The following is a 25,064-nucleotide window of genomic DNA, read 5'->3' on the forward strand; positions in this document are numbered from 1 at the left end:
CGGCACGACCGGATGGCCGTGCCGCCGCGGCGGGGGACGTCAGGCGTCGACGAGCTCGGTGCGGCGGGCGCGGATCGAGCGGTTCACGGCCGACACGATGGCCTTGAGCGACGCCGTGGAGATGTCGCCGTCGATGCCGACGCCCCACAGGCGCTCGCCGTCGACCTGCAGCTCGACGTACGCCGCCGCCTGGGCATCGGCCGATGCGCTCATGGCGTGCTCGACGTAGTCGTACAGGGTGACGTCGATGCCCTGGCCGCGCACGATCTCGAGGAACGCGGCGATCGGGCCGTTGCCCGCCGCCTCGGCCTCGACCGTGTCGTCGCCGTCACGCAGGGTCACCGCGAGGGTGCCTTCGCCGGATGCGTCGCGGCTCGAACGCGTGCCGAGCAGCTCGAAGCGGCCCCAGCGTGCATCCGCGTCGGCAGCGGGAAGGTACTCGTCCTGGAACACCGACCAGATCTGCTCGCTCGTGACCTCGCCGCCCTCCTCGTCGGTCTTGGCCTGCACCACGCCGGAGAACTCGATCTGCAGCTTGCGCGGAAGATCGAGCGAGTGGTCGGCCTTCAGCAGGTATGCGACCCCGCCCTTGCCCGACTGCGAGTTGACGCGGATCACGGCCTCGTACGAACGGCCCAGGTCCTTCGGGTCGACCGGCAGGTACGGCACGGCCCACTCGATCTCGGAGACGTCGACGCCGCGCTCGGACGCCTGCCTCTCCATGGCCTCGAAGCCCTTCTTGATGGCGTCCTGGTGCGACCCGCTGAACGCCGTGAACACGAGGTCTCCCGCCCACGGGCTCCGCTCGGGAACGGGCAGCTGGTTGCAGTACTCGACCGTGCGCTTGACCTGGTCGATGTCGCCGAAGTCGATCTGCGGATCGATACCTTGCGTGAACAGGTTGACGCCCAGCGCGACGAGGTCGACGTTGCCCGTCCGCTCCCCGTTGCCGAACAGGCACCCCTCGATGCGGTCGGCGCCGGCCAGGTAGCCGAGCTCGGCCGCGGCGACGGCCGTTCCGCGATCGTTGTGCGGGTGCAGCGACAGGATGACGTTCTCGCGGTTGTCGAGGTGCCGGCCCATCCACTCGATCGAGTCTGCGTAGACGTTGGGGGTCGCCATCTCGACGGTGGCCGGCAGGTTCAGGATGATCTTGCGCTCGGGCGTCGGGACGAGCACCGTCATGACGGCGTTGCAGATCTCGGCGGCGAACTCGAGCTCGGTGCCGGTGTAGGACTCCGGCGAGTACTCGTAGTAGACGGTCGTCTCGGGAACCGTCTCCTCATACTGCTTGCACCAGCGCGCGCCGTCCAGGGCGATGTCGATGATGCCCTGCCTGTCGGTGCGGAACACCACCTCGCGCTGCAGCACGCTCGTCGAGTTGTAGAGGTGGACGATCGCCTGCTTGGCACCCTTGATGGCCTCGTACGTGCGCTTGATGAGGTGCTCGCGCGCCTGCGTCAGCACCTGGATGGTGACGTCGTCGGGGATGAGGTCGTCTTCGATCAGCTGCCGCACGAAGTCGAAGTCGGTCTGGCTCGCCGACGGGAAGCCGACCTCGATCTCCTTGTACCCCATCTTCACGAGCAGGTCGAACATGACCCGCTTGCGCTCGGGGCTCATGGGGTCGATGAGCGCCTGATTGCCGTCGCGCAGGTCGACGGCGCACCAACGCGGAGCGGTCTCGATCCGCTTCGACGGCCACGTGCGGTCGGGCAGGTCGACGGCGATCTGCTCGTGGAACGGCCGGTACCGGTGGATCGGCATGGCGCTGGGCTTCTGGTTGTTCTGCATGATGGGCTTCTTCCGGTTCAGGAGACGAATCGGGCCGACGAGAAGCTCCGCGACGAGGAGGCCCTAGATCGAGATCTCGTCGCGGCAGCTAAGAAGAAGCAGACCGCCAGAACGCATGACTCCACGGTACCACGCAGAATGCGCCATCCGGGACGCTGATGAGCCGCGCAATCTGCGCATCAGTGCGACGAGCCGCCGACGAGATCGAGCATAATGCTCAGAAGCCGAGGCGACCGAGCTGCTTGGGGTCGCGCTGCCACTCCTTCGCGACGCGCACGTGCAGCGAGAGGAACACCTTCGTGCCGACGAGCGGCTCGATCTGGGCGCGCGCGCGGGCGCCGACATCCCTCAGCCTGCTGCCCTTGTGGCCGATGATGATGGCCTTCTGGCTGTCGCGTTCCACCACGAGATCGGCCCAGATGTCGGTGAGGTCGTCGCGCCCCTCGCGCGGCGCGATGTCGGAGATCGTCACGGCGATGGAGTGCGGCAGCTCGTCGCGCACGCCCTCGAGCGCTGCCTCGCGGATGATCTCGGCGACGCGGTCCTCCGTCGACTCGTCCGTGACGACGTCGTCGGGGTAGAGCGCGGGTCCTGCGGGCATGAGGGCCAGCAGCTCGTCGGTGAGCACGTCGAGGCGCTCCCCCGTGAGCGACGACACCGGGATGACGGCGGCCCAGTCCTCGCGGAGGGCGTCGACCTCGACGAGGCGCTCCATGATGTCGTCGTGCGATGCGGCGTCCGTCTTCGTCACGAGCGCGACCTTCTTCGCGCGCGGGTACCCGTCGAGCGACTCCGCGATCCGGCGGTCGCCCGGGCCGACCTTCTCGGTGGCAGGGACGCAGAACGCGATCACGTCGACGTCGCCGAGCACCGTCTCCACGAGGTCGTTGAGGCGCTGGCCGAGCAGCGTCCGCGGCTTGTGGATGCCCGGGGTGTCGACGACGACGAGCTGGCCGGCCGGGCGATTCAGGATGCCGCGGATCGCGCGCCGCGTCGTCTGCGGCTTCTCGCTCGTGATGGCGACCTTCTCGCCCACCAGGGCATTCATGAGCGTCGACTTGCCGACGTTCGGGCGTCCGACGAAGGTGACGAACCCGCTCCGGGTCTCTCCCGCCTGGTGATCAGTCATCGCGTGCGTCCTTCCTCGAGGCGCCGTCGCCGCGACGCGCGCCGTTCTTCCTCGGGGCGGCCTTCCGGCCGCTCTTCCTGTGCGTGTCCCTCTGGCCAGCCGCCACGGCGATCTCGCCCGTCGCCGGCAGCGCGATCTCACCCGTGCGCGGGTTCCTGCCGCGCACCTCGTCCACGGCGCGCAGCGCCTCGCCCCGGTCGACGAAGACGGTCGCGATGCCGCGCCCCCGGCCGCGCGAGGTGCCGCCCGTGAGGACGATCCCCTGCGCCTCGGCGGTGTCGCCGGGCTGCGGAACGCGCCCGAGCTCCTTGCCCAGCAGGCCGCCGACGGAGTCGACGTCCTCATCCTCCAGCTCGATGCCGAACAGGTCGCCGACCTCGTCGAGCCCGAGGCTCGCGCTGACGCGGAACGAGCCGTCGCCGAGGTCGACGACCTCGCCGCGCGGCGTGTCGTACTCGTCGGAGATCTCTCCGACGAGCTCCTCGATGAGGTCCTCCAGGGTGACGAGCCCCGCCACGCCTCCGTACTCGTCGACGACGAGGCACACGTGCACGGCGTCGCGCTTCATCTGCTGCAGCAGCGTCTCCGCGCGCATCTGCTCCGGCACGAAGACGGGCGGCCGCGCGAGAGCGCGCACGCGCGTGCCGTCGGTCCACGCCGCGCCCTCGCGGAACGCGTGCTGCACGAGGTCCTTCAGGTAGAGCACGCCGACGACGTCGTCGACCTCGCCGTCGATGACGGGCAGGCGCGACATGCCGCGCTCGAGGAAGATCGTCATCGCCTCGCGGGCCGACGCGTCGGCATCGACCGTGACCATCTCCGTGCGCGGCACCATGACGACCCGCACGACCTGGTCGGTGAAGTCGAACACCGAATGGATGAGCTCGCGGTCGTCCTCCTCGATGAGGTCGTTCGACGCGGCCTCGTCGACGATGCTGAGCAGCTGGTCCTCCGACTCGAAGCTGCGGCGCCCCGCACCGGGCGTGATGGTGTTGCTGACGACGACGAGCGCCCGCGTCAGCGGCCCCAGCACGATGCGCACGCCGCGCACCAACGGCGCCGTGGCGGCCAGGAGCCCGCTCGCGTGGCGTCGTCCCACGGTGCGCGGGCTCGAGGCGATCGCGCCGAAGGAGAGCCCCGTCATGAGCACGACGGTCGCGACCACGGCCCACAGGACGTCGTCGAAGAGCAGCATGAACCCGGCCGTGGCGAGCACGGCGGCACCCGTCTCGGCGAACACCCGCAGGAAGCCCAGGGCTCCCGCGTGCCCGTCGGGGTCCTCCGCGATGTGGGCGAGGGCGCGCGCGCTTCGTCCCTCCGTCGCGAGGTCGACCAGCTCCGTCCGCGAGGTGACCGACAGGGCGGCGTCGATCGCGGAGAGGAAACCGCCGAGCGCGACCAGGAGGACCGCGCCGACGAGGAGGAGAGGCTCGATCATGCGCGAGGGCGGCGTCTCTCCTCCGCCGCGAAGCTCGCCATCAGACGGTCCTGCAGGCCGAACATGACCCGGTGCTCCTCCGGCTCTGCGTGGTCGTAGCCGAGCAGGTGGAGCAGGCCGTGCGTCGTCAGGAGGATGAGCTCGTCCTGCAGCGGGTGGCCCGCCTTCTCCGCCTGCGCCTCGGCGACCTGCGGGCACAGCACGATGTCGCCGAGGAGGCCCGCGGGCGTCGGCGACTCGTCCGTCCCTGGCCGCAGCTCGTCCATCGGGAAGCTCAGGACGTCGGTCGGCCCCGGCTCGTCCATCCACTGCACATGCAGCGCCTCCATGGCGCCCTCGTCGACCAGCACGATCGCCACCTCGGCGTCGGGGCTCACGTGCAGCTGCGCGAGGTTGTGCTGCGTGAGCCGTAGCAGAACCGATTCGTCGACCTCGACGGCGGACTCGTTGTTGATGTCGATCATCGCATCCCTCGCTTCGGGAGGCGGTCGCGCGGCCCGCCCGTTCTCGTCGTGCCGCGGCGCTCGGCGCGGTTGGCGAACTCGCGCGCCTCGTCGAGCTCTGCGCGGTGCGCGGCGCGCTTCTCGTCGTACTCGCTGTACGCGTCGACGATGCGTCCCACGAGCGTGTGGCGCACGACGTCGTCGCTCGTGAGACGCGAGAAGTGGATGTCGTCTACACGGTCGAGGATGCGCGACACGAGGCGCAGACCCGAGGTCCCGCCCGGGAGGTCGACCTGCGTGATGTCGCCGGTCACGACCATCCGCGTGCCGAACCCGAGGCGCGTGAGGAACATCTTCATCTGCTCGGGCGTCGTGTTCTGGGCCTCGTCCAGCACCACGAACGAGTCGTTGAGCGTGCGTCCGCGCATGTACGCGAGCGGTGCGACCTCGATCGTGCCGCTCGCCATGAGCTTGGGCACGAGCTCGGGATCCATCATCTCGTTGAGCGCGTCGTACAGGGGCCGGAGATACGGGTCGATCTTGTCGGTGAGGGTGCCCGGCAGGAAGCCGAGGCGCTCCCCCGCCTCGACGGCGGGGCGCGTGAGGATGATGCGGTTCACCTCGCGACGCTGCAGCGCCTGGACCGCCTTCGCCATGGCGAGGTAGGTCTTCCCCGTGCCGGCGGGGCCGATGCCGAAGACGATCGTGTTCTCGTCGATCGCGTCGACGTACTCCTTCTGGCCGAGCGTCTTCGGGCGGATGACCTTGCCGCGCGTGGAGAGGATGGCCTCGCCGAGCACCTCGCTCGGGCGCGGGCCGCCGTGTTCGAGGATGCGGTTGGAGCTCGTCACGTCGGCCGGTCCGAGATCGTGGCCGTCCCGCGTCATCTGGAGCAGCTCGTCGACGAGCGCCCTGGCCGCGCGCACGGCGCCGGATGCGCCGGTGAGCGTGATCTCGTTGCCGCGCACGAGCACGTCGACGGAGGGGTGCTCGCGCTCGACCATGCGCAGGAGCCTGTCCTGCGGGCCCAGCAGCTGCACCATCGCGACGCCGTCGGCATGGATGGTCTGGGTGACGGTGTCCGCCCCCTGTGCGGGGTCGGTGGGGTCAGTGGCCAATGAGGCTCTTCTCCTGGAGTTCTCCGGCAAGCACGTGCGCATGCACGTGGAACACGGTCTGGCCCGCGTCGGCGCCGGTGTTGAAGATCAGTCGGAACTGCCCGCCGGCGTGCTCCCTGGCGACCTCTCCGGCCGTCCGGACCACCTCCGCGAGCAGAGTGGGGTCGCCCGCCGCCAGCTCGACGACGTCGCGGTACTCCTGCGTCTTGGGGATGACGAGAAGGTGGAGGGGCGCCTGCGGGCTGATGTCCTTGAGGACGAAGACCCGGTCGGTCTCGGCGACGATCTCGCCCGGGATGTCGCCCTGCAGGATGCGCGTGAAGATCGTCGGCTCGCTCATGCCCACGAGTCTAACGATCGGCTGGCTCCGGCGACCCTCGTCACCACCGGCCGAGCTTCGCGTCGAGGACCGCGAGCGCCGCAGGGCCGGCCGTCGAGGTGCGCAGCACGGTGTCGCCGAGTCGGACGCGCCGGGCTCCCGCCGCCTCCAACCGCTCGAGCTCATCGGGGGCGATGCCGCCCTCGGGACCGACGACGAGCACGATGTCGCGCGTGTCGTCCAGGTCGACGGACGTGAGCGGCTCCTCCGCCCACGGATCGAGCACGAGCATCCTCGCCGTCTCCGCGCGCCTCGCGACCGCCGCCGTCGTCTCGACGGGAGCCACCTCCGCGAACCAGGCACGGTGCGCCTGTTTGGCCGCCTCGCGGACGATCGACGCCCACCGGGTGCGTCCCTTCTCGGCCTTGGCGCCGTCCCAGCGCGAGACGCTGCGTGCCGCCTGCCAGGGCACGACGAGGTCGATGCCGAGCTCGGTCGCCGCCTGCACGGCGAGCTCGTCGCGGTCGCCCTTCGCGAGCGCCTGCACGAGGACGAGGCGCGGCACGGCTGCCGGACGGTCGTCGCGGCTCCCGATGCGGATGGCGACGCGCTGCGGCGACACCTCCTCGCACGTGCCGGAGAGCCACGCACCGCGTCCGTCCGTGACGGTGACGGGCTCGCCCTGGCGCACACGGCGCACGGCCGAGGCGTGGTGCGCCTCGGCGCCCGTCAGCACGACGAGCCCTCCGGGCGCGACGGAGCCGGCCCCCTCGTCGTGGAAGTGCAGCGCCATCCGCTCAGCCCCGGAACCGGTCGCGCAGCTTCGAGAACAGCCCCTGGTGGAACTCGGCGAGGCGCGGCTCGGGAGCCTTCGTCCGCCGCGCGAGCTCCTCGAGCAGCTGACGCGTCTTGTGGTCGACCTTCGTGGGCGTCACGACCTGCACGCCGACCCGTAGATCGCCGCGCCGCGAGGTGCGCAGTCCCGTGATGCCGCGCTCCTTGACGGTGAGCACCTCGCCCGACTGGATGCCGGGTCGCACCTCGACGTCGACCTCGCCGTCGAGGCCCGCGATGGTCGTGCGGGTGCCGAGGACCGCATCGGTCATCGACACCTCGAGGGTCGCGAGGAGGTCGTCGCCCTCGCGGCTGAAGACGGGATGCGAGGCGACGGTGACCTCGACGTACAGGTCGCCGTTCGGCCCCCCTGCCTGCCCGACCTCCCCCGAGCCGGGAAGCTGCAGGCGCAGCCCCGTCTCTACTCCCGCCGGGATGTCGAGCGAGACGGTGCGCCGCGAGCGCACGCGCCCCTGCCCGTTGCAGGTCGCGCAGGGGTGCGGGATGACCGTGCCGTACCCCTGGCAGGTGCCGCAGGGCTGCGTCGTGACCATGTTGCCGAGCAGGCTGCGCACCTGGCGCTGGACGTGCCCCGACCCGCCGCACACGTCGCACGTCGCGGGGCTCGTCCCTGGCTGGCAGCACGACCCGTCGCACGTCTCGCACAGCACCGCCGTGTCCACCTCGATGTCGCGGTGGGCGCCGAACACGACGTCTCCGAGCTCGAGGGAGACGCGCACGAGGGCGTCCTGTCCCCGCTCGCGACGCGAGCGCGGACGCCCGCCCCGGCCGCCGCCGCCCCCGCCGAAGAACGTCTCGAAGATGTCGCCGAAGCCGCCGAACCCGGCCCCGCCGCCGAACGGCGACTCGTCGCCGCCCATGTCGTACCGGCGCCGCTGCTCCGGGTCGCTCAGCACGTCGTACGCGTGCGTGACGTCCTTGAACCGCTCGGCCGCCTCCGGCGCGGGGTTCACGTCGGGGTGGAGCTGGCGCGCGAGCTTGCGGTACGCCTTCTTGATGTCCTCCTGCGACGCGTCCTTCGCGACGCCGAGGGTCTCGTAGTGATCAGCCACATCAGCCTTCCTGCGGGCGCGGGGCGCCCGTGCTGCATCCTCGTGGACGACGCGTCAGCGTCGTCCCTCGTCCTCGTCCAGCAGCCTCGTGAGGTAGCGGGCCACGGCCCGCGCCGCCGCGAGGTTGCGGGGGTAGTCCATGCGCGTGGGGCCCATGATCCCCACGCGCGCCGCGCCGATGGCGGAGTCGTACTCGCTCGTGAGGATCGACGCCTCCGAGAGCCCGAAGGCGGCGTTCTCCCGACCGATGCTCGCGGACAGCCCCTGGCCGTCCGCCACCATCTCGCTCATGAGCCGCAGCAGCGTGACCTGCTCCTCGATCGCCTCGAGGAGGGGGTGGATGCTGCCGCGGAAGTCGTGCTCGCGGCGGGCCAGTGTCGCGGCGCCCGCCATGACGAGCCGGTTCTGCCGGAACTCCGCGAGCTCCTCCGCCGCGGCGGCCGCGACGGCGTGCACGGCGGCGTCGACGGCCGTCACGGGTGACGGCGCCTGGGCGCGCGCCTGCTCGAGGCCGTCCGCCGCCTCCGCGACGGAGCGGCCGGCGAGGAGCGTCACGAGCCGCGTGGCCACGGCGGCCGTCTCCTCCGCGTCGAGCGCCTGCGGGAGCGCGGCGATCCGCTGCGAGACCCGGCCGGTGTCGGTCACGATGATGAGGAGCACGCGCTGCGGGTCGAGCTCGACGAGCTGCACATGGGTGATGTTCGCGCGCGAGAACGAGGGGTACTGCACGAGGGCGACCTGACCCGTGAGCTGGGTGAGCACGCGGACGGTGCGCGCGAGCAGGTCGTCGAGATCGTACGGCTCGCCCAGGAACGAGGCGATCGCCGAGCGCTGCGCCGTCGAGAGCGGCCGCAACTCGGCCAGGTGGTCCACGAAGACGCGATAGCCCTTGTCCGTGGGGACGCGCCCCGACGACGTGTGCGGCTGGGCGATGAGCTCCTCGTCCTCCAGGAGCGCCATGTCGTTGCGGATGGTCGCTGCCGACACCCCGAAGGAGTGGCGCTCGACGATCGCCCTGCTCCCGACCGGCTCATGGGTGTCGACGTAGTCCTGCACGATGGCGCGGAGCACCTGGAGCCCGCGTTCGCTGACCATGCCCGCTCCTCTCCCTGGCACTCGACGTCTCCGAGTGCCAGTCTACCGATCCCCCGGCCGGGCGGTCGGCCGACGGCTCCGCGCGTCGATCAGTCGGTGAGCGCGCGCACGACGGCGTCGGCGAGCAGGCGGCCGCGGAGCGTGAGCACGACGCGCCCGCTCAGCGCGTCCGCCGGCTCGACGAGCCCGTCCGCGATGAGGCCCGCGACCGCCCGGCGGCGGTCGTCGGGGAGCGACGCGATCGCGAGGCCCTCGCGGATGCGGCTCTCGAGCAGCACGCGCTCGAGGCGACGCGACGCCTCGTCGGGGCGCTCGCGGCCGGCGGCAGGCGACTCGCCGGCCGCCAGCCGCTGCGCGTACGCGGCGGGATGCTTGACGTTCCACCAGCGGAGCCCCGCGACGTGGCTGTGCGCTCCGGGACCGAATCCCCACCAGTCCGTCCCCCGCCAGTACGCGAGGTTGTGACGGGATCGCCGCTGCGCGCCGCGGGACCAGTTCGACACCTCGTACCAGTCGTAGCCCGCCGCGGCGAGGGCCGCGTCGGCCGCCTCGTACATGTCCGCCTGCAGGTCGTCGTCGGGCGCGGGAACCTCGCCGCGCCGGATCTGCCGGGCGAGCTTCGTGCCGTCCTCGATGATGAGCGCGTAGGCCGAGAGGTGGTCGGGTTCGAGCGCGAGCGCGGCCTCGAGCGACGTCCTCCAGTCGTCGAGCGACTCCCCCGGTGCGCCGTAGATGAGGTCGACGCTGACGTCGAGCCCGGCGCGCCTGCCCGCCTCGACCGCCGTCCGCACGTTCGCGGGCGAGTGGGTGCGGTCGAGCGCCGCGAGCACGTGCGGGACGGCGGACTGCATGCCCACGGACATCCGGGTCACGCCCGCGCGGGCGAGCTCGTCGGCGACCGCGCCGTCGACCGTGTCGGGGTTGGCCTCGACCGTGACCTCGGCGTCGTCCGCGAGCCCGAAGGCGTCGCGCACCCCGTCGAGCATGCGCGCGAGATCGCCCGCAGGGAGGAGCGTCGGCGTGCCGCCGCCGAAGAACACGGTGCGCGCGGGGCGGAGGCCGCCCGCGGCATCGAGCACGCCGCGGGCCAGCGCGACCTCGCGCAGGACCGTGTCGGCGTACTCGTCCTGCCGGGCGCCGCGCAGCTCGCCCGAGGTGTAGGTGTTGAAGTCGCAGTAGCCGCAGCGCACCCGGCAGAACGGGACGTGCAGGTAGACCCCGAGGTCGGTGGAGGGATCCACGACGAGGTCTCCCGGGAGCGCTCCGTCGACCGGGGCCGGGTCGCCGACGGGGAGTGCTCCCGCCATCAGGCGGCCGTGCGGAAGAGGGGCGAGATGGCGCGCAGGTAGCCGGCGAAGAGGGCGCGACGGCGACGGCGCACGAGGCTCTTGAACAGGCGGAGGGAGAGCGTCACGGGGCGGTCGAACGCCCGCACCTCGAACCACACCTCGTCGTTCTCGCGCCACTCCAGCATGAACGACTCCTCGCCGCTCACGACCGAGGCGCCGACGGTGCCGAGGGCGAAGCCGACGCGGCGCGCCTCCTCGACGACGAAGATCACCCGGAGCTCGGCGTCCGCGCGCGCGCCGTCGACCTTGCCGTGGACGGTCACGGTCGTCCCCGCGCCGACGAAGGGCGTGCCGTCCGCCGCGAAGCGCTGGTCGTCGTCGGAGTGGCTCGGGGCGATCGCGTTGCCCGCCTCGTCGAAGCTGACCCCCGTGTACGTCGGGCCGGGAGCCGGGCGGACATCGCTCAGCTCGAGACCCGCCCCCGTCAGCGCACCCCACGACAGGAGAGACTCCACCGCGGTGCGGAACCGCTCCTCGCCGCTGCCGATCCGCCACGCCGACGCGGCGGGGATGCTGTTCTCCGGCGGATACTGCAGGAGGTCGGGGGCCTGCGTCGCCCCGACCGCCGCATAATCGACCGTCTCGTCTCGGAAGGTCGCCCGGCGCATGTCGTCCACCCTAACCGCAGCCCGCTGGCTACTTCCCGGACTTGGTCTCGACGTCCCCGGACAGCGCGGCGATGAACGCCTCCTGGGGCACCTCGACGCGGCCGACCATCTTCATGCGCTTCTTGCCCTCCTTCTGCTTCTCGAGCAGCTTTCGCTTGCGGGTGATGTCTCCGCCGTAGCACTTCGCGAGCACGTCCTTGCGCATGGCGCGGATGTTCTCGCGCGCGATGACGCGTGCGCCGATGGCCGCCTGGATGGGCACCTCGAACTGCTGGCGCGGGATGAGCTTGCGCAGCCGTTCGGTCATGGTGGTGCCGTAGGAGTAGGCCTTCTCGCGGTGGACGATCGCGCTGAACGCGTCGACGCGGTCGCCCTGCAGGAGGATGTCGACCTTGACGAGGTCGGCCTCCTGCTGGCCCTCCGGCTCGTAGTCGAAGCTCGCATAGCCCTGCGTGCGGCTCTTCAGCTGGTCGAAGAAGTCGAAGACGATCTCGCCGAGGGGCATCGTGTACTTGAGCTCGACACGCTCCTCGGAGAGGTAGTCCATGCCGTGCAGGGTGCCGCGCCGCGTCTGGCAGAGGTCCATGACCGTGCCGACGTACTCCTTGGGCGTGAGGACCGACGCGCGCACGATGGGCTCCGAGACCGACCCGATCTTGCCGTCGGGGTACTCGCTCGGATTGGTGACGACGATCTTCTCGCCCTGCTCGGTCGTGACCTCGTAGACGACGCTCGGCGCCGTTGTGATGAGGTCGAGCCCGAACTCGCGCGCGAGCCGCTCCGTGATGATCTCGAGGTGGAGGAGGCCGAGGAAGCCGCAGCGGAACCCGAAGCCCAGTGCCACGGAGGTCTCCGGCTCGTAGGCGAGCGACGCGTCGGAGAGCTTGAGCTTGTCGAGCGCCTCGCGGAGGTCGGGGTAATCGCTCGCGTCGATCGGATAGAGGCCGGAGAACACCATCGGCTTGGGATCGGTGTAGCCGGGCAGCGCCTCGGCCGCGGGGGTGCGCTGATTCGTGACCGTGTCGCCGACCTTCGACTGGCGCACGTCCTTCACGCCCGTGATGAGATAGCCGACCTCGCCGACGGACAGCCCCTTCGAGGGCGTGGGCTCCGGGCTCGAGACGCCGATCTCGAGGAGCTCGTGCGTCGCCCGCGTCGACATCATCTGGATGCGCTCGCGGGGAGTGAGCCGGCCGTCGACCATCCGCACGTAGGTGACGACCCCGCGGTAGGCGTCGTAGACCGAGTCGAAGATCATGGCGCGCGCCGGCGCGTCGGGGTCGCCCTGGGGGGCGGGGATCTCGGCGACGAGGCGGTCGAGCAGCTCCTCGACGCCCTGCCCCGTCTTGCCGGACACCCGCAGGACGTCGTCGGGCGAGCCTCCGATGAGATCGGCGAGCTCCTTCGCGAACCGGTCGGGGTCGGCGGCGGGCAGGTCGATCTTGTTGAGCACGGGGATGACCGTGAGGTCGTTCTCGAGGGCGAGGTACAGGTTCGCGAGGGTCTGCGCCTCGATGCCCTGCGCCGCGTCCACGAGCAGGATCGCCCCCTCGCAGGCGGCGAGGGAGCGCGAGACCTCGTACGTGAAGTCGACGTGCCCCGGCGTGTCGATCATGTTGAGGGCGAAGGTCTCGCCGTCCAGCTGCCACGGCAGCCGCACCGCCTGGCTCTTCACCGTGATGCCGCGCTCGCGCTCGATGTCCATGCGGTCGAGGTACTGGGCGCGCATGTCGCGGTCGGACACGACGCCCGTGAGCTGCAGCATGCGGTCGGCCAGGGTCGACTTGCCGTGGTCGATGTGCGCGATGATGCAGAAGTTGCGGATGCGCTCGGGCGGTGTCGCGGCCGGCGGGAGCGGAGTCGTGGCACGAGGGGACATATCCGTCTGATTCTACGGGGAGCGGACGGCCGACACGGCACGCGCCGTCGCGGCGGGCAGGGTCGGGCCGGATCTGTCCGGGTCCCAGACAGATCGGGCCCGGACCGCAGGTCGCCGAAACATGCCCTTCACAATCTGCACGTAGCGTCGGCGCCATCGAACCGCTTCCGCCCTGCGTGGAACGGATCGATAACGCTTTTCGACACGCTCGGCGCATCGTTTCCTGCCTGACAGCTTGCGGGGTAGAGTTCCCCGCATTGTGTGCGACGGTGCGCCGAGCGCGTCGTCGCCGTCCGACGAAGGAACCCACGAACGTGATCAGATATCTGCTGCGCCGAGTGCTCGGCTGGCTGCTCATCATCGCCGTGGCGACGAACCTCACGTACTTCCTGGCCTGGTTCTACCTGGACCCGCGCAGCAACTACGTGGGACGCCGCCCCCCGCTCAGCGAGGATCAGATCGTCGCGCTCCTCGAGCCGCGCAATCTCAGCGACACGGTTCCGCTCGTGCAGCGCTGGTGGAACTGGCTGACGGCCATCCTCACGCGCTGGGACTGGGGCGTGAGCCCGACGGGCGAGTCGGTCAACGGCCAGGTCGCGTACCGCATGTGGATCTCGGCCGAGCTCGTGCTCGGCGCCACCATCCTCACGGCGCTCGTCGGGATCGCGATCGGCGTCTACACCGCCTCACGCCAGTACCGCCTCGCCGACCGCATCGGGCAGGCCACCTCCATCGTGACGATGAACATCCCGGTCGTGGTCGCCGCCCTCGGCATCGTCCTCATCGCGATCTCCATCAACCAGGCGGTCGGCACGCGCATCTTCTACGTCACGGGCTCGTCGAACCCGGAGGTGACGGGGTTCCTCCCCGTCGTCGTCGACGTCGTCCAGCACCTCACGCTCCCCACGCTCGGCCTCATCCTGACGGGGTATGCGGGCTACCACTTCCTGCAGCGGTCGATCCTGCTCGACAACATCGGCGCGGACTACGTCCGCACGGCGCGGGCCAAGGGCCTCACGAAGGCGCAGGCCATCCGCCGTCACGCGCTGCGCACGTCGTTGATCCCGGTGACGACGCAGGTGGCGTTCAACATCCCCGCCGCCTTCACCGGCGCGATCCTCACCGAGTCGATCTTCGGCTGGAACGGCATGGGGCAGTACTTCTCCCAGACCCTGGCGCAGAACGACATCCACGGCACCGTCGCCATCGCGGCGTTCGGCGCCTTCATGACCTTCATCGGCGCGATGCTCGCGGACGTCGCGGTCGTCGCCATCGACCCCCGAGTGCGGGTGAGCTGACATGACAATGCCATCGGACATGCGCGACCCGCTCGAGCACGGCGACAACCCGCCGCCCTCCCCTGCCGTGCTGGCGGCCGGGCGCAGCAGGCCGCTGCGCAAGTCGGCGCTCTACACCCGCCGATTCCTCCGCAACCGGCCCGCCGTGGGCGGACTCGTGATCTTCGCGATCCTCATCCTCTTCGCGATCGTGGGGCCCTTCTTCCAGCAGTACGACCACGTCGAGCTCGACTTCCTCGCGCTCACCGACCCGCCCAGCGCCGCGCACTGGTTCGGGACCACCAACTCGGGGAACGACCTGTACGCGATGGTCGTCGTGGGACTGCAGCGCTCGCTCATGATCGCCGTCCTCGTGTCGATCGGGACGACCGTGATCTCCGCGATCGTCGGAGCGGCGGCGGCCTACTTCGGCGGATGGATCGAGAAGACCTCGCTCGCCGTCATCCACTTCCTCATGGCCGTCCCCACGTTCCTCATCATCGCCATGGTGTCGAACGACTCGGGCGGCGACTGGCGCATCATCACGGTCATCCTCGTGCTGACGAACTGGTTCATCTCCGCCCGCACCATCTGGACCCTGTGCCTGTCGCTCCGCGAGCGCGAGTACATCCACGCCGCGCGCTACATGGGCGTCGGAGGGTTCCGGATCGTGCTGCGGCACATGATCCCCAACATCGGATCGCTGCTCGTCATCAACTTCACGCTCGGCGTCGTGAGCGCCGTGATGCTGGAGACGAGCCTGTCGTTCCTCGGCTTCGGCGTGAAGCTCCCCGACGTCTCGCTCGGCTCGCTCATCGGAACGGGCTCCGGCATCATCACGAGCGCCCCGTGGGTGTTCTTCTTCCCGGCCGGTGCCCTCACGCTGCTGACCGTCTCGATGGCGCTTGTCGCGGACGGGCTGCGAGACGCCCTCGATCCCACCTCGGCGGCAGGAGGCCGCGCATGACCGAACCCGTTCTGTCCGTCCGCGACCTCGCGGTGTCCTTCCCCTCGGAGGCGGGCCGCGTCGACGCCGTGCGCGGCGTCTCCTTCGATCTGCTCCCCGGCCGCTCGCTCGGCATCGTGGGCGAGTCCGGCTCCGGCAAGTCGGTCACGTCGCTCGCCATCATGGGGCTGCTCGCCGAGACCGCCCACGTGACGGGATCCGTCCGCTTCCGCGGCGAGGAGCTGCTCGAGAAGAACGACCGGCAGATGTCGGCGATCCGGGGCAACGGCCTCGCGATGATCTTCCAGGACCCCCTCACGTCGCTGACGCCCGTCTACACGATCGGCGACCAGCTCATCGAGGCGCTCGTGACCCACGACGCCGGCATGAGCCGACGGCGCGCGTGGGATCGCGCGGTCGAGCTGCTCTCGCTCGTCGGGATCTCGGAGCCCGAACGGCGGATGAAGGCGTTCCCCCACGAGTTCTCGGGCGGGATGCGCCAGCGCGTCGTCATCGCGATCGCGATGGCGAACAACCCGAAGCTCATCATCGCGGACGAGCCCACGACCGCCCTCGACGTCACGATCCAGGCGCAGATCCTCGATCTCATCCGCACGGCGCAGCGGGAGACCGGGGCCGCCGTCATCATGATCACGCACGACATGGGCGTAGTGGCCAACATCGCCGACGACGTCCTCGTCATGTACGCCGGCAAGCCGATCGAGCAGGCCCCCGCGCTGGACCTCTTCGACGACACGCGGATGCCGTACACGATCGGCCTGCTCGGCGCGATCCCGCGGGTCGACAAGCGCGACAAGGAGCCGCTCGTCGCGATCAAGGGGACGCCTCCCCTGCTCATCGGGCTGCCGGACGCCTGCCCCTTCGCCGACCGCTGCCCCGTCGTGCTCGACGCATGCCGTGCCCGCGAGCCCGAGCTCGTCGCCGTGACGGGATCGCCCGATCATCGGGCGGCATGCATCCGCGCGGAGGAGATCCGTCACGGCCGCATCGCGGACCGCCCGGTGTACCCCGTGCCGGAGATCCGCCCCGGGGCGCTCCAGCTCACGCCCCGCGCCGAGCGCGAGACGGTGCTCGAGGTGGAGTCGCTCTCCAAGTCGTTCCCCGTTCTCAAGGGGATCCTCAAGCGGAAGGTCGGGGAGGTGCGGGCGATCGCCGACATCTCCTTCGACATCAAGGCCGGGGAGACGCTCGCGATCGTCGGCGAGTCCGGGTCGGGCAAGACCACGACGCTCCTCCAGATCATGGACTTCGCCGCCCCCGAGGACGGCGACATCCGGCTGCTCGGGACGAGCGTCCGCGACCTGCGCGGTGGGCGCCGTGAACGGGAGGCGCGCCGCGACATCCAGATCGTGTTCCAGGACCCCATGGGCGCCCTCGATCCGCGCATGACGGTGTTCGACATCATCGCCGAGCCCCTCCGCACGATCGGCACGTCGAAGGAGCGCACCCATGAGCGCGTGGACGAGCTGATGGGCCTCGTCGGGCTCGATCCCGCGCACAGCGACCGGTTCCCGCAGGCGTTCTCGGGCGGCCAGCGCCAGCGGATCGGCATCGCGAGGGCGCTCGCCACCGAGCCGAGGCTCGTCGTCCTCGACGAGCCCGTGTCCGCTCTCGATGTCTCGATCCAGGCCGGCGTCCTCAACCTCCTCGACGAGCTGAAGACGCGTCTCGGCATCAGCTACCTCTTCGTCGCGCACGATCTCTCCGTGGTGCGCCATCTCGCCGATCGCGTCGCGGTCATGTACCGCGGGGCGTTCGTGGAGTTCGGCGAGGTGGACGACGTGTTCGACCGCCCGCAGCATCCGTACACGCGGGCGCTGCTGTCGGCCATCCCCATTCCCGACCCGAAGGTCGAGCGCGGCCGCACCCGCGTCGCGTTCGACCCCTCTAGCATCGGCCGCGAGCAGACGAGCGGCTGACATGCGTGGGCGCCGGCCAGGCCGGCGCCCGCACCGAGGAAGAGGAACCGCAGGTCACAGGTCGATCCCATTCCGGAGACGACCTGGAGCCCGCAACTAGCCTCGACCTCATCTCTCCCACATCCGGCGCCTACGAGGCGCGAAAGGAGCAGCACCATGAAGCACCAGAGGTGGATCGGAGCGACGGCCGCGTTCGGCGCCCTCGCTCTCGTCCTGAGCGCGTGCGCCGCCGGGGGCGGCGACGGCGGCGACGGATCGGGCGGCGAGGAGCCCACGGAGATCGTCGGAGCCGACTACAACCCGCAGGAGCGCGATGCGCTCGAGCAGGGCGGCGAGGTCACGTGGCCGATCAGCGAGATCACGCCGCAGCAGAACGGCTTCCACGCCGACGCGACGGTCGACACGCAGACGCTGCAGGCGTGGTTCACCCCGCAGGTGATCCTCGCCGAGCCCGAGGGCGGGGCGGTGCTCAACCCCAACTACATCGAGGACCGCGTCGTCGACGAGGTCGACGGCAAGACGGTCGTCACCTACACGATCAACCCCGACGCCGTCTGGAACGACGGCACGCCCATCGACTGGACCGCGTTCGAGAACACGTGGATCGCGAACCGCTCCTACGAGGAGGGATACAACCCGAGCTCGACGGACGGCTACGACGTCATCGAGTCGGTCGCGGCGGGCGAGGACGACAAGCAGGTCGTCGTCACGTTCTCGCAGGTCTACCCGTGGACGGACTTCCTGTTCTCCGCCCTCCTGCACCCGGCCGTCGACAGCCCCGAGGTGTTCAACGAGGGCTTCATCGACGAACCGCACGCGGAGTGGGGCGCGGGGCCCTACACGATCGACACGTTCGACGCGAACGGCGGAACGGTCACGTTCGTGCCGAACGAGAACTGGTGGGGCGACGAGCCGCTGCTCGACAAGGTCACCTTCCGCCAGCTCGACGACACCGCCGAGATCAACGCGTTCCGCAACGGCGAGATCGACCTCGCGGTGACGAACACGGAGGACCGCCTGTCGCAGGTGTCCGACATGGAGGGCATCGAGATCTACCGCGCGCAGCGCACGTCCAACAACCTCCTCGAGATCAACGCCGAGCGCGAGCAGTTCGCCGACCTCGCCGTCCGCGAGGCGATCTTCAAGGCGATCGACCGCGAGCAGATCAAGGAGGTCGTCTGGAACGGCCTCAACTACACCGAGGAAGACGCCGGCTCGTTCAACATGTACCCCTTCGAGGAGGGCTACGTCGACGCGCTGTCGGAGGCCGGCTGGTCGTTCGACGTCGACGAGGCGAACGCCATCCTCGACGAGGCCGGCTGGGTCGCGGGCGACGACGGCATCCGTGAGAAGGACGGGCTGCGCCTGGAGGGCCGCCTCCCCACGTTCGGCGACGACCCCGTGGTCGAGGCGCGCGCGCGCGTCATCCAGACGCAGCTCGCCGAGATCGGCATGGAGCTGACGATCGACGCGCGCCCCGTGAGCGACTTCTCGACGGTGCTCTCGACGAAGGACTGGGACCTCGTCATGCTGTCGTTCGTGTCGGGGTCGGCGTCGGGCGTGCAGTTCATGTGCCAGATCTACTGCACCGACAGCTCGCTCAACCTCTCGGCGACTGGAACGCCCGAGATCGACGAGCGGATCGCCGAGGTGAACGCCCTCCCCACGAAGGAGGAGCAGAACGAGGCCGGCATGGCGCTCGAGTCCGAGATCATGGCCGAGACCTGGGGCATCCTCCCCCTGTACAGCGGGCCGTGGATCAACGCCGTGACGTCGGGCATCGCCAACCTCACACCGGAGGGCTACACGGGACTCGACCTCTACGGCGTGCAGCCGGTCGAGAACCAGGGCTGGATGGCGTCGGCGGAGTGATCCGCTGACCTCCCGTCCCGGAGGGGCCGCCGACCTCGCGTCGACGGCCCCTCCGCCGTTGAGCTGGCTACCATGACGCCATGCCCGCCCGCATCTCCCCCGTGCAGGTCGTGCTCGTGCACGGCATCCGCACGTCGGCGACGATGTGGCGGCCGCAGGTCGCGCATCTGCGTCGACGCGGAGCCGGCGTCCACCTCGCCGAGCTGCCGGGGCACGGCGCGCGGATGGACGAGCCGTGGTCGCTCGACGAGGCCGTCACGACGATCGACCGCACCGTGCGCCGCGCGGCGGAGTCGGGGCCCGTGCTGCTCGTCGGGCATTCGATGGGCGGGCTCCTGTGCGCGGAGCTCCTCGCCCGCGAGACCGCGCCGCCCGTCGCCGGGTTCGTGGCGGCCGGTGCGACAGCGCTCCCCCGGGGCGCGGGGCTGCGGGCGTACCGTCTCCTCCTCCGCGGATTGCGCATCTCGCCGGGGAACGGGCTGTGGCTCGTCCGGCGCATCCTGGCCGCCACGCTCCCGGAGGAGACGCGCCTCGACTTCGGCGCAGGCGGATACGCTCTCGCCGCCGAGGACGCCGCGCTCGCGAGCCTCGCGACGATCGACCTGCGGCAGGCGCTCCCCCGTCTGCGCGCGCCGGTGTGGTTCGTCAACGGCGAATGGGACCAGCTCCGCCTCCACGAGCGCGAGTTCGTGCGTCTCGTGCCGCATGCCGAGCTCGTCGTCGTGCCGCGGACGACCCATCTCGTCACCGCCATGCGCCCGCGGGTGTTCGACGCCCTGCTCGACCTCGCGATCGCGTCGATCGCGCGTCCGGATGGCGCGGACTGACCTGGTAGCATTGTCCCTTGGCTTGCGTGTGGGGCCACCCACACCGCCGTACGACGCCCCTCTCCCGTCACGCGGCACTTCCGAAAGCTCACCTGAACGAAAGTCATTCGACGTGGCAAACATCAAGTCGCAGATCAAGCGCATCAAGACCAACGAGAAGGCGCGCGAGCGCAACAAGGCCGTCAAGAGCGAGCTCAAGTCGCTCGTCCGCAAGACGCGCGAGGCCGTCGCCGCCGGCGACAAGTCGGCCGCCGAGGCCGCGCTGCTCAAGGCGTCCAAGAAGCTCGACAAGGCCGTGAGCAAGGGCGTCATCCACAAGAACCAGGCCGCGAACCGCAAGTCGGGCATCGCGAAGCAGGTCGCCGCTCTCTGAGCAGCTCCCTCGTCGGAAGGCCCGTCCCGCATCGCGGGGCGGGCCTTCTGCTGCGTCGCGGGCTCAGCGCCCGAACGGCGCGCGCGTGGAGACGACCGTGACCATCCGCTCGAGGGCGAACACCGGGTCGCGCGAGGCGCCCTTCACCTCTGCGTCGGCACGCGCGATGGCCTGGATGGCGAGCGCGAGCGCTCGCTCGTTCCAGCCCGACTGCAGATCGCGGCGGGCGCGATCGACCTGCCAGTCCTTCATGCCGAGGCGCATCGCGAGCTGACGCGCGGGTTCGCGGGAACCGGCCACGCGCGCCATCGTGCGGAGCTTCATGGCGAACGCCGCCACGAGCGGAACAGGATCGGCGCCCGAGTCGAGCGCGTGCCGCAGGGCGACGAGCGCCTCCCCGTAGCGGCCGGCGATCGCGGTGTCGGCGACGGCGAAGGCGTTCGTCTCGACGCGGCCACCGTAGTAGCGCGACACGACGTCCTCGGTGATGTCGCCCTCGACGTCCGCGATGAGCTGCTGGCAGGCCGCCGCGAGCTCGGCGAGTTCGCCCGTGAATGCCTGCGTGAGGGCCTGCAGCGCGCGGGGCGCGATCCGTCGCGCAGCGGCCTGGAACTCGCCGGCGGCGAAGTCGACGCGGTCGGAGTCGCGCTTGACGGCGGGGCACGGGACCTCGACGCCGCGCCCCGCACCCGCGCGGATCGCGTCGAGCAGCTTCTTGCCGCGCACCGTCGCGCCCGTGTGCCGCAAGACGAGTGTGGCACCCTCCTGCGGGGCCTCCAGGTACGCGAGGGCCTCGGTGAGGAACGCGTCGGAGCACTTCTCCACTTCGGAGACCCGCACGAGGCGCGGCTCGCCGAAGAGGGACGGCGACGTCACGGCGAGGAGCGTGCCCGACGTGTAGTCGGACGCGACGATGTCGGTGATCTCGAGCGACGGGTCTTCGGCTCTGAGGTAGTCGCGGACACCCGCGATGGCGCGTTCGGCGCAGACCTCCTCGGGTCCGGAGACGAGGACGACGGGTGCGGGCTCCGGCTTCCGCCATGACAGCTGCGGGATGGCCGTCTTCGCGGTCTTCGCGGGGGTCTTGCGGGGTGCGGCGGCCATCCCCCCAGCCTATCCGCGACCGCCGACGCCGTCCGGCGTCAGCGGCGGCCGACGGGGAGCGGAGGGACGCCGGGCGTGCAGAGCACGAGGGCGCCTCCCGCCTCGTGGAGCTCGAGCGACGGGAACTGCTCCAGCACGAGCGCCACGAACCCGACATCGGGCACGGTCATCCTCGCGTCCACGGTGCCGGGGACGAGCTCGGCGGCGAGCAGGCGCCGCAGGGCCCTGCCGCGGCCACGGCCGCGTCCGAGCGCCACGTGGTGGGAGAACTCCAGGACGCCGTCGTCGCCGCGGACCACATCGACGGCGGCGTCGCGATCGGGCGAGAGGACGATGTCCCGCCGGGGGTCGCGCAGCCGGCGCAGGACCCCGGCCGCGAGGATGGCGAGGACCGCACCCGCGACGACGAGGAGGTGACCGACGGCGACGAGCGCGACGACGGCGGTCACGGCGGCCCCGTGCACGAGCGTGCCGGCCACCGCGGACCCCGCGGCGAGGAGAGCGAGCGCGGCGAGCAGCCAGCGGAGGCCCATGCCGGACATCCCTCGGAGGCGCAGGCGCACGGACATCCGGACCAGCAGAGGCAGATCGTGCAGCGTCGCGCGCTCGAGCGTGCAGCCGCCGTCGTCTGCGCCGCGGGTGGGCGTGTGAGGAGACATGGCGCTCATGGGACGCAACGCACGTTGTCGCTCGCTGCGTACACGTTGACGAGCGCGCCGGGCCCTGCGGTCGCGACGATCGTCGCGCCGTTGCGCGCGTGCAGGGTGCCGCTCGTGCGGGCGTTCGCGATCGATCCCGTGCTCACGAGCGCCGCCGTGCTGTAGTTGCTGCACCCGGTCCACGAGAGCATCGTCCCCGCTCCGGCCGTGCTCTCGAACGCGCAGACCCGGCCGGACGGGCAGCGGCCGACGGACGCGAGCGCGTCCACCCTCGCCCCCGTCGACGCGAGACGCAGCTCCATCCCGATGGCCGGCCAGACGACGCGGTCGCCGGCGACCACGACACCGCCCTCCACTTGCGCGAGGGCGTATCGGATGGCCGGGTCGAGGTCGTCGTCGGGGGCCGCGGAGGCGGGAAGGGGTGCGGCGACCGCCACGAAGAGGATGGCGAGGGTCGCGAGAAGACGTCTCATGTGCTGTCCAGGGTCCAGGGGGCGCGTTGTGCTCGGGTGCACGACGCCCTTCATAGAGGTTGTGTCGCGAGAAGCCGATTCCTGACATCCGGATTCCCGGGCGTGTCAGGACTCGATGCCCCACAGCGTATAGCTGATGATCGATCCCGCGGGGATCGTGTCGAGATCGTCGAGAAGGGCCGACTCGGCTCCGACGATGCGCCCGGTCTCCCGCGACACGAGCCAGGTGACCTCGTGCGTCGCGGTCGCGGCCGACAACCCGACGACGGGTCGGCCCTCCCGGTCGGGCGCCTCGCCCTCCACGACGACGTCGCCGGCATCGGCCAGCAGGTCGAGCAGCACGGCCTCCTGCTCGTCCGACAGCGTCCACTGCTGCAGCAGCCCTTCGACGGCCGTCATGAGATCGGCCGCGGTGTACGTCTCCGGCAGACCGTAGCCCGACAGCGCGGCGAGGAGGGAGCCGGTGTCCGCCGCGGGCGGATCGACGACGGGAGTGGTGAACTCGCCCGGGGCGAACACGAGGTCCGACAGCACCGTGCCCGGCTCCGGGGCGTCGACCGCGTCGTCGTCCCAGGTGGATCGGGCAGCGGTCACGGTCGACCGGCCAGAGAGGTCGGGCTCCCACACGAGGCTCGTCCGCTCGGGGGCGCGCGCGGTGACGACGACGTCGTCTTCGCCGTAGGAGATGTCGAGGTACCAGCCGAGCGCATCCACGGCTCGAACGGGTTCGGACACGACGACGTCCGCGTCCTCCAGCTCGGCTCTGGCCTCCGCCACGACGTCGACAGCGGAATCCGAGACGGGCGCGTAGTCGAGCGGCGGGGGCGTCAGCGCGTGGGCTCCCTCGCCGCCGCCCAGCCAGGGGGTCGTGAGCGAGATGGCGAGGACTCCGGCCGCCGCGGCGGCGACGAGGAGGAGACCCCGGGTCCGGCGGCGCCCCGCCCCGCCCTCTCGCGCCACGATGCGATCGCGGACGTCGTGCGCGCGGAGACCCGCGTCGGCGGGCGTGCGGGCCGGGTCCGCCGCCCGGATGAGGTCGGCGAGGTCGTCGTCAGCGTGCACGGGCGGCCACCTCGCCGTCGGAGAGCAGGCGGCGAAGTCGCGCGCGTCCCCTGCTGAGAGCCTTCCAGACCGCGTCCACGCGGCATCCGAGCACCTCGGCGACCTCGTGGGGCGCCAGTCCCTCCCAGTACGTCAGCGCGATCGCCTCCCGCTCGCGATCGGGCAGTGACCGGATGGCCCTGACCACGTCCATCCGCTCGTCGTCCAGCCGGTCGTCCCGCTCGCCGCCCGAGGCGAGGGCGACCTCGACGTTCCGGGTGGTGTCGAGGCGCCTGCGGTGGTTGAGGATCTGGTTCGCGGCCGTGCGGTAGAGCCAAGGCAGGCCCGGGGGCGAGTCGGGGGCGAGTCGACGCCATGCGATCTCGAAGGTCTCGGCGGCGAGCTCCTCTGCGATGGCGGTGTTGTGCACGCGACGCTCCACATATCGGACGACTGGGCCGTAGAACTGGTCGAAGAGGACGCTGAAGACCTCGCGTCGCCCCATGGCTCTCTCACCCTCCGGCGCGCCTCTTCACCCTGTATGTGTCGCGAGACGCCGATTCCTGACATTCGATGTCGTCCGGATCCCAGCTTCGCACGGAGACCCGCCTCGCGCCCTCCCCCACGCGGCAGCGACCCCGCCGACGGGTCGTCGGCGGGGTCGCTGCGGAAGTGCTCAGGCCTGGGGCGGCGCCGGGGGCGCCGGCGGCCTGCCCTGCACGGGCGGCTGCGGGGGCACGGGCGGCTGGGGCGGCGCAGGCGGCTGGCCGTACTGCGGCTGGCCCTGACCCTGCGGCGGCTGCTGGTTCTGCGCGAGATGCGCGTTGAGCTGGGCCTGCTGAACGTAGAGCTGCGCCTGCTGCACGTTCATCTGCTGGTCGTGTCGGAGGGCGGCCTGATCGGCGAACAGGTGCTGCTTGATCTTGTTCGCGAACGACTCGAGCTTGGCCTTCTCGAGGATCGACACCTGCACGACCTGGCGCCCGCCGCCGTTGTTCGTCACGACGAAGGTCGCGCTCATCGCGTTGGCGATGTTCGCGCCGGCGAGCAGGAGGAAGATGAGGCCGAGCACCCAGGCGTTGCCGAAGAGCATGAGCGAGACGATGAGCCACACGATGCCCCACACGACGCGGCCGACGTGGAATCGCGTGTTCACCGACACGCTCGCGGTGTTGGCGAGCGGCGTCGTCTCCTCGTTGTGTCCGAGCGGGATGAGGCCGAACAGGGTGTTGGCCTGGTCCCACACGAGGCGCGTGCTGCTGACGGCGAGCGTCGTCTTGATCCAGAACAGCAGGACGGACGGGCTGAGCTCCGTCCGGTCGATCTCGCGCTCTCCCGGCGCGAAGGTGATCTGTGCCATGGTTCCCCCGTAGCGTGATGGTGGCGAGGCCCGACCGGTCGCTGCGTCCGCGCGAGCAGAGGGTTCTCAGGTGGTCGTGACCAAATATACAGGGACTGTCCAACATTGCCATT

Annotated in this window: 24 protein-coding genes; 6 read left to right on the forward strand and 18 right to left on the reverse strand. The window is 70.8% G+C overall.

The features are described from left to right. Positions 1–39 precede the first annotated feature (39 nt). The 12 genes from leuA to lepA all read right to left on the reverse strand — a co-directional run bounded on the left by leuA (position 40) and on the right by lepA (position 13,079). Positions 40–1,794, reverse strand: a complete 1,755-nt coding sequence (gene leuA / locus ACWGPF_RS09940; RefSeq protein ID WP_452332674.1) for a 2-isopropylmalate synthase — start codon at positions 1,792–1,794, stop codon at positions 40–42. 217 nt (positions 1,795–2,011) lie between these two features. Beyond that, positions 2,012–2,923: a GTPase Era gene (gene era / locus ACWGPF_RS09945; RefSeq protein WP_452332675.1), complete on the reverse strand. Its 912-nt coding sequence runs from the start codon at positions 2,921–2,923 to the stop codon at positions 2,012–2,014. After that, complete coding sequence (locus ACWGPF_RS09950) at positions 2,916–4,361, reverse strand: hemolysin family protein (protein ID WP_452332676.1); 1,446 nt, start codon at positions 4,359–4,361, stop codon at positions 2,916–2,918. Before ACWGPF_RS09950 ends, era begins: the two co-directional genes overlap by 8 nt. Beyond that, a complete protein-coding gene (gene ybeY / locus ACWGPF_RS09955; protein ID WP_345435661.1) occupies positions 4,358–4,825 on the reverse strand; it encodes an rRNA maturation RNase YbeY in 468 nt (155 codons plus the stop codon). Before ybeY ends, ACWGPF_RS09950 begins: the two co-directional genes overlap by 4 nt. Continuing rightward, complete coding sequence (locus ACWGPF_RS09960; RefSeq protein WP_452332732.1) at positions 4,822–5,847, reverse strand: PhoH family protein; 1,026 nt, start codon at positions 5,845–5,847, stop codon at positions 4,822–4,824. The genes ybeY and ACWGPF_RS09960 overlap by 4 nt, the downstream gene beginning before the upstream one ends. 64 nt (positions 5,848–5,911) lie before the next feature. After that, on the reverse strand, positions 5,912–6,262 hold the full coding sequence (locus tag ACWGPF_RS09965; RefSeq protein ID WP_452332677.1) for an HIT domain-containing protein: 351 nt from the start codon (positions 6,260–6,262) through the stop codon (positions 5,912–5,914). A gap of 40 nt (positions 6,263–6,302) precedes the next feature. Next, complete coding sequence (locus ACWGPF_RS09970; protein ID WP_452332678.1) at positions 6,303–7,034, reverse strand: 16S rRNA (uracil(1498)-N(3))-methyltransferase; 732 nt, start codon at positions 7,032–7,034, stop codon at positions 6,303–6,305. Between the two features lie 4 nt (positions 7,035–7,038). Continuing rightward, positions 7,039–8,148 carry a molecular chaperone DnaJ gene (gene dnaJ, locus ACWGPF_RS09975; RefSeq protein WP_452332679.1) on the reverse strand — a complete coding sequence of 370 codons (1,110 nt, stop codon included), beginning with the start codon at positions 8,146–8,148 and terminating at the stop codon, positions 7,039–7,041. Between the two features lie 54 nt (positions 8,149–8,202). Beyond that, a complete protein-coding gene (gene hrcA / locus ACWGPF_RS09980; RefSeq protein WP_452332680.1) occupies positions 8,203–9,243 on the reverse strand; it encodes a heat-inducible transcriptional repressor HrcA in 1,041 nt (346 codons plus the stop codon). Between the two features lie 89 nt (positions 9,244–9,332). Then, a complete protein-coding gene (hemW, locus tag ACWGPF_RS09985; RefSeq protein WP_452332681.1) occupies positions 9,333–10,550 on the reverse strand; it encodes a radical SAM family heme chaperone HemW in 1,218 nt (405 codons plus the stop codon). Continuing rightward, positions 10,550–11,200 carry a DUF1990 family protein gene (locus tag ACWGPF_RS09990; protein ID WP_452332682.1) on the reverse strand — a complete coding sequence of 217 codons (651 nt, stop codon included), beginning with the start codon at positions 11,198–11,200 and terminating at the stop codon, positions 10,550–10,552. Before ACWGPF_RS09990 ends, hemW begins: the two co-directional genes overlap by 1 nt. A gap of 28 nt (positions 11,201–11,228) precedes the next feature. Beyond that, the gene (lepA, locus tag ACWGPF_RS09995; protein ID WP_452332683.1) at positions 11,229–13,079 is read right to left on the reverse strand and encodes a translation elongation factor 4; all 1,851 of its coding nucleotides are present in this window, start codon (positions 13,077–13,079) and stop codon (positions 11,229–11,231) included. A 314-nt stretch (positions 13,080–13,393) separates the two neighbouring features. Between lepA and ACWGPF_RS10000 the strand changes: the two genes are divergently transcribed. The 6 genes from ACWGPF_RS10000 (at position 13,394) to rpsT (ending at position 20,314) form a co-directional block, all read left to right on the forward strand. Further along, a complete protein-coding gene (locus tag ACWGPF_RS10000) occupies positions 13,394–14,377 on the forward strand; it encodes an ABC transporter permease (RefSeq protein WP_452332684.1) in 984 nt (327 codons plus the stop codon). A gap of 19 nt (positions 14,378–14,396) precedes the next feature. After that, entirely contained in the window at positions 14,397–15,323 is a 927-nt protein-coding gene (locus ACWGPF_RS10005; protein ID WP_452332685.1) for an ABC transporter permease, read from the forward strand. Then, entirely contained in the window at positions 15,320–17,242 is a 1,923-nt protein-coding gene (locus tag ACWGPF_RS10010; RefSeq protein ID WP_452332686.1) for a dipeptide ABC transporter ATP-binding protein, read from the forward strand. Before ACWGPF_RS10005 ends, ACWGPF_RS10010 begins: the two co-directional genes overlap by 4 nt. Before the next feature lie 156 nt (positions 17,243–17,398). Beyond that, on the forward strand, positions 17,399–19,114 hold the full coding sequence (locus ACWGPF_RS10015; protein ID WP_452332687.1) for an ABC transporter family substrate-binding protein: 1,716 nt from the start codon (positions 17,399–17,401) through the stop codon (positions 19,112–19,114). A gap of 80 nt (positions 19,115–19,194) precedes the next feature. Continuing rightward, complete coding sequence (locus tag ACWGPF_RS10020; RefSeq protein WP_452332688.1) at positions 19,195–19,941, forward strand: alpha/beta fold hydrolase; 747 nt, start codon at positions 19,195–19,197, stop codon at positions 19,939–19,941. Positions 19,942–20,053: 112 nt separating this feature from the next. Further along, on the forward strand, positions 20,054–20,314 hold the full coding sequence (gene rpsT / locus ACWGPF_RS10025; RefSeq protein ID WP_345435687.1) for a 30S ribosomal protein S20: 261 nt from the start codon (positions 20,054–20,056) through the stop codon (positions 20,312–20,314). A gap of 63 nt (positions 20,315–20,377) precedes the next feature. Here the strand turns inward: rpsT and holA are convergent, their stop codons facing one another. The 6 genes from holA to ACWGPF_RS10055 all read right to left on the reverse strand — a co-directional run bounded on the left by holA (position 20,378) and on the right by ACWGPF_RS10055 (position 24,951). Next, positions 20,378–21,418, reverse strand: a complete 1,041-nt coding sequence (gene holA / locus ACWGPF_RS10030) for a DNA polymerase III subunit delta (RefSeq protein WP_452332689.1) — start codon at positions 21,416–21,418, stop codon at positions 20,378–20,380. A gap of 38 nt (positions 21,419–21,456) precedes the next feature. Next, complete coding sequence (locus ACWGPF_RS10035; RefSeq protein WP_452332690.1) at positions 21,457–22,077, reverse strand: hypothetical protein; 621 nt, start codon at positions 22,075–22,077, stop codon at positions 21,457–21,459. Between the two features lie 5 nt (positions 22,078–22,082). After that, positions 22,083–22,550, reverse strand: a complete 468-nt coding sequence (locus ACWGPF_RS10040) for a peptidase inhibitor family I36 protein (protein ID WP_452332691.1) — start codon at positions 22,548–22,550, stop codon at positions 22,083–22,085. 105 nt (positions 22,551–22,655) lie between these two features. Further along, positions 22,656–23,612, reverse strand: coding sequence for a hypothetical protein (locus ACWGPF_RS10045; RefSeq protein WP_452332692.1), 957 nt, complete (start codon positions 23,610–23,612; stop codon positions 22,656–22,658). After that, positions 23,602–24,096, reverse strand: coding sequence for an RNA polymerase sigma factor (locus ACWGPF_RS10050; RefSeq protein ID WP_452332693.1), 495 nt, complete (start codon positions 24,094–24,096; stop codon positions 23,602–23,604). Before ACWGPF_RS10050 ends, ACWGPF_RS10045 begins: the two co-directional genes overlap by 11 nt. A gap of 171 nt (positions 24,097–24,267) precedes the next feature. Then, complete coding sequence (locus ACWGPF_RS10055; protein WP_452332694.1) at positions 24,268–24,951, reverse strand: hypothetical protein; 684 nt, start codon at positions 24,949–24,951, stop codon at positions 24,268–24,270. Positions 24,952–25,064 lie beyond the last annotated feature (113 nt).

This window comes from Microbacterium sp. NPDC055683, assembly GCF_053617895.1.

What these genes read in the sequence shown, in the direction of transcription:
- leuA (WP_452332674.1), bottom strand. Translation starts at nt 1,794, where the DNA reads ATGCAGAACAACCAGAAGCCCAGCGCCATGCCGATCCACCGGTACCGG.
- era (WP_452332675.1), bottom strand. Translation starts at nt 2,923, where the DNA reads ATGACTGATCACCAGGCGGGAGAGACCCGGAGCGGGTTCGTCACCTTC.
- ACWGPF_RS09950 (WP_452332676.1), bottom strand. Translation starts at nt 4,361, where the DNA reads ATGATCGAGCCTCTCCTCCTCGTCGGCGCGGTCCTCCTGGTCGCGCTC.
- ybeY (WP_345435661.1), bottom strand. Translation starts at nt 4,825, where the DNA reads ATGATCGACATCAACAACGAGTCCGCCGTCGAGGTCGACGAATCGGTT.
- ACWGPF_RS09960 (WP_452332732.1), bottom strand. Translation starts at nt 5,847, where the DNA reads ATGGTGCAGCTGCTGGGCCCGCAGGACAGGCTCCTGCGCATGGTCGAG.
- ACWGPF_RS09965 (WP_452332677.1), bottom strand. Translation starts at nt 6,262, where the DNA reads ATGAGCGAGCCGACGATCTTCACGCGCATCCTGCAGGGCGACATCCCG.
- ACWGPF_RS09970 (WP_452332678.1), bottom strand. Translation starts at nt 7,034, where the DNA reads ATGGCGCTGCACTTCCACGACGAGGGGGCCGGCTCCGTCGCGCCCGGA.
- hrcA (WP_452332680.1), bottom strand. Translation starts at nt 9,243, where the DNA reads ATGGTCAGCGAACGCGGGCTCCAGGTGCTCCGCGCCATCGTGCAGGAC.
- hemW (WP_452332681.1), bottom strand. Translation starts at nt 10,550, where the DNA reads ATGGCGGGAGCACTCCCCGTCGGCGACCCGGCCCCGGTCGACGGAGCG.
- ACWGPF_RS09990 (WP_452332682.1), bottom strand. Translation starts at nt 11,200, where the DNA reads ATGCGCCGGGCGACCTTCCGAGACGAGACGGTCGATTATGCGGCGGTC.
- lepA (WP_452332683.1), bottom strand. Translation starts at nt 13,079, where the DNA reads ATGTCCCCTCGTGCCACGACTCCGCTCCCGCCGGCCGCGACACCGCCC.
- ACWGPF_RS10005 (WP_452332685.1), top strand. Translation starts at nt 14,397, where the DNA reads ATGCGCGACCCGCTCGAGCACGGCGACAACCCGCCGCCCTCCCCTGCC.
- ACWGPF_RS10010 (WP_452332686.1), top strand. Translation starts at nt 15,320, where the DNA reads ATGACCGAACCCGTTCTGTCCGTCCGCGACCTCGCGGTGTCCTTCCCC.
- ACWGPF_RS10015 (WP_452332687.1), top strand. Translation starts at nt 17,399, where the DNA reads ATGAAGCACCAGAGGTGGATCGGAGCGACGGCCGCGTTCGGCGCCCTC.
- ACWGPF_RS10020 (WP_452332688.1), top strand. Translation starts at nt 19,195, where the DNA reads ATGCCCGCCCGCATCTCCCCCGTGCAGGTCGTGCTCGTGCACGGCATC.
- holA (WP_452332689.1), bottom strand. Translation starts at nt 21,418, where the DNA reads ATGGCCGCCGCACCCCGCAAGACCCCCGCGAAGACCGCGAAGACGGCC.
- ACWGPF_RS10035 (WP_452332690.1), bottom strand. Translation starts at nt 22,077, where the DNA reads ATGTCTCCTCACACGCCCACCCGCGGCGCAGACGACGGCGGCTGCACG.
- ACWGPF_RS10040 (WP_452332691.1), bottom strand. Translation starts at nt 22,550, where the DNA reads ATGAGACGTCTTCTCGCGACCCTCGCCATCCTCTTCGTGGCGGTCGCC.
- ACWGPF_RS10050 (WP_452332693.1), bottom strand. Translation starts at nt 24,096, where the DNA reads ATGGGGCGACGCGAGGTCTTCAGCGTCCTCTTCGACCAGTTCTACGGC.
- ACWGPF_RS10055 (WP_452332694.1), bottom strand. Translation starts at nt 24,951, where the DNA reads ATGGCACAGATCACCTTCGCGCCGGGAGAGCGCGAGATCGACCGGACG.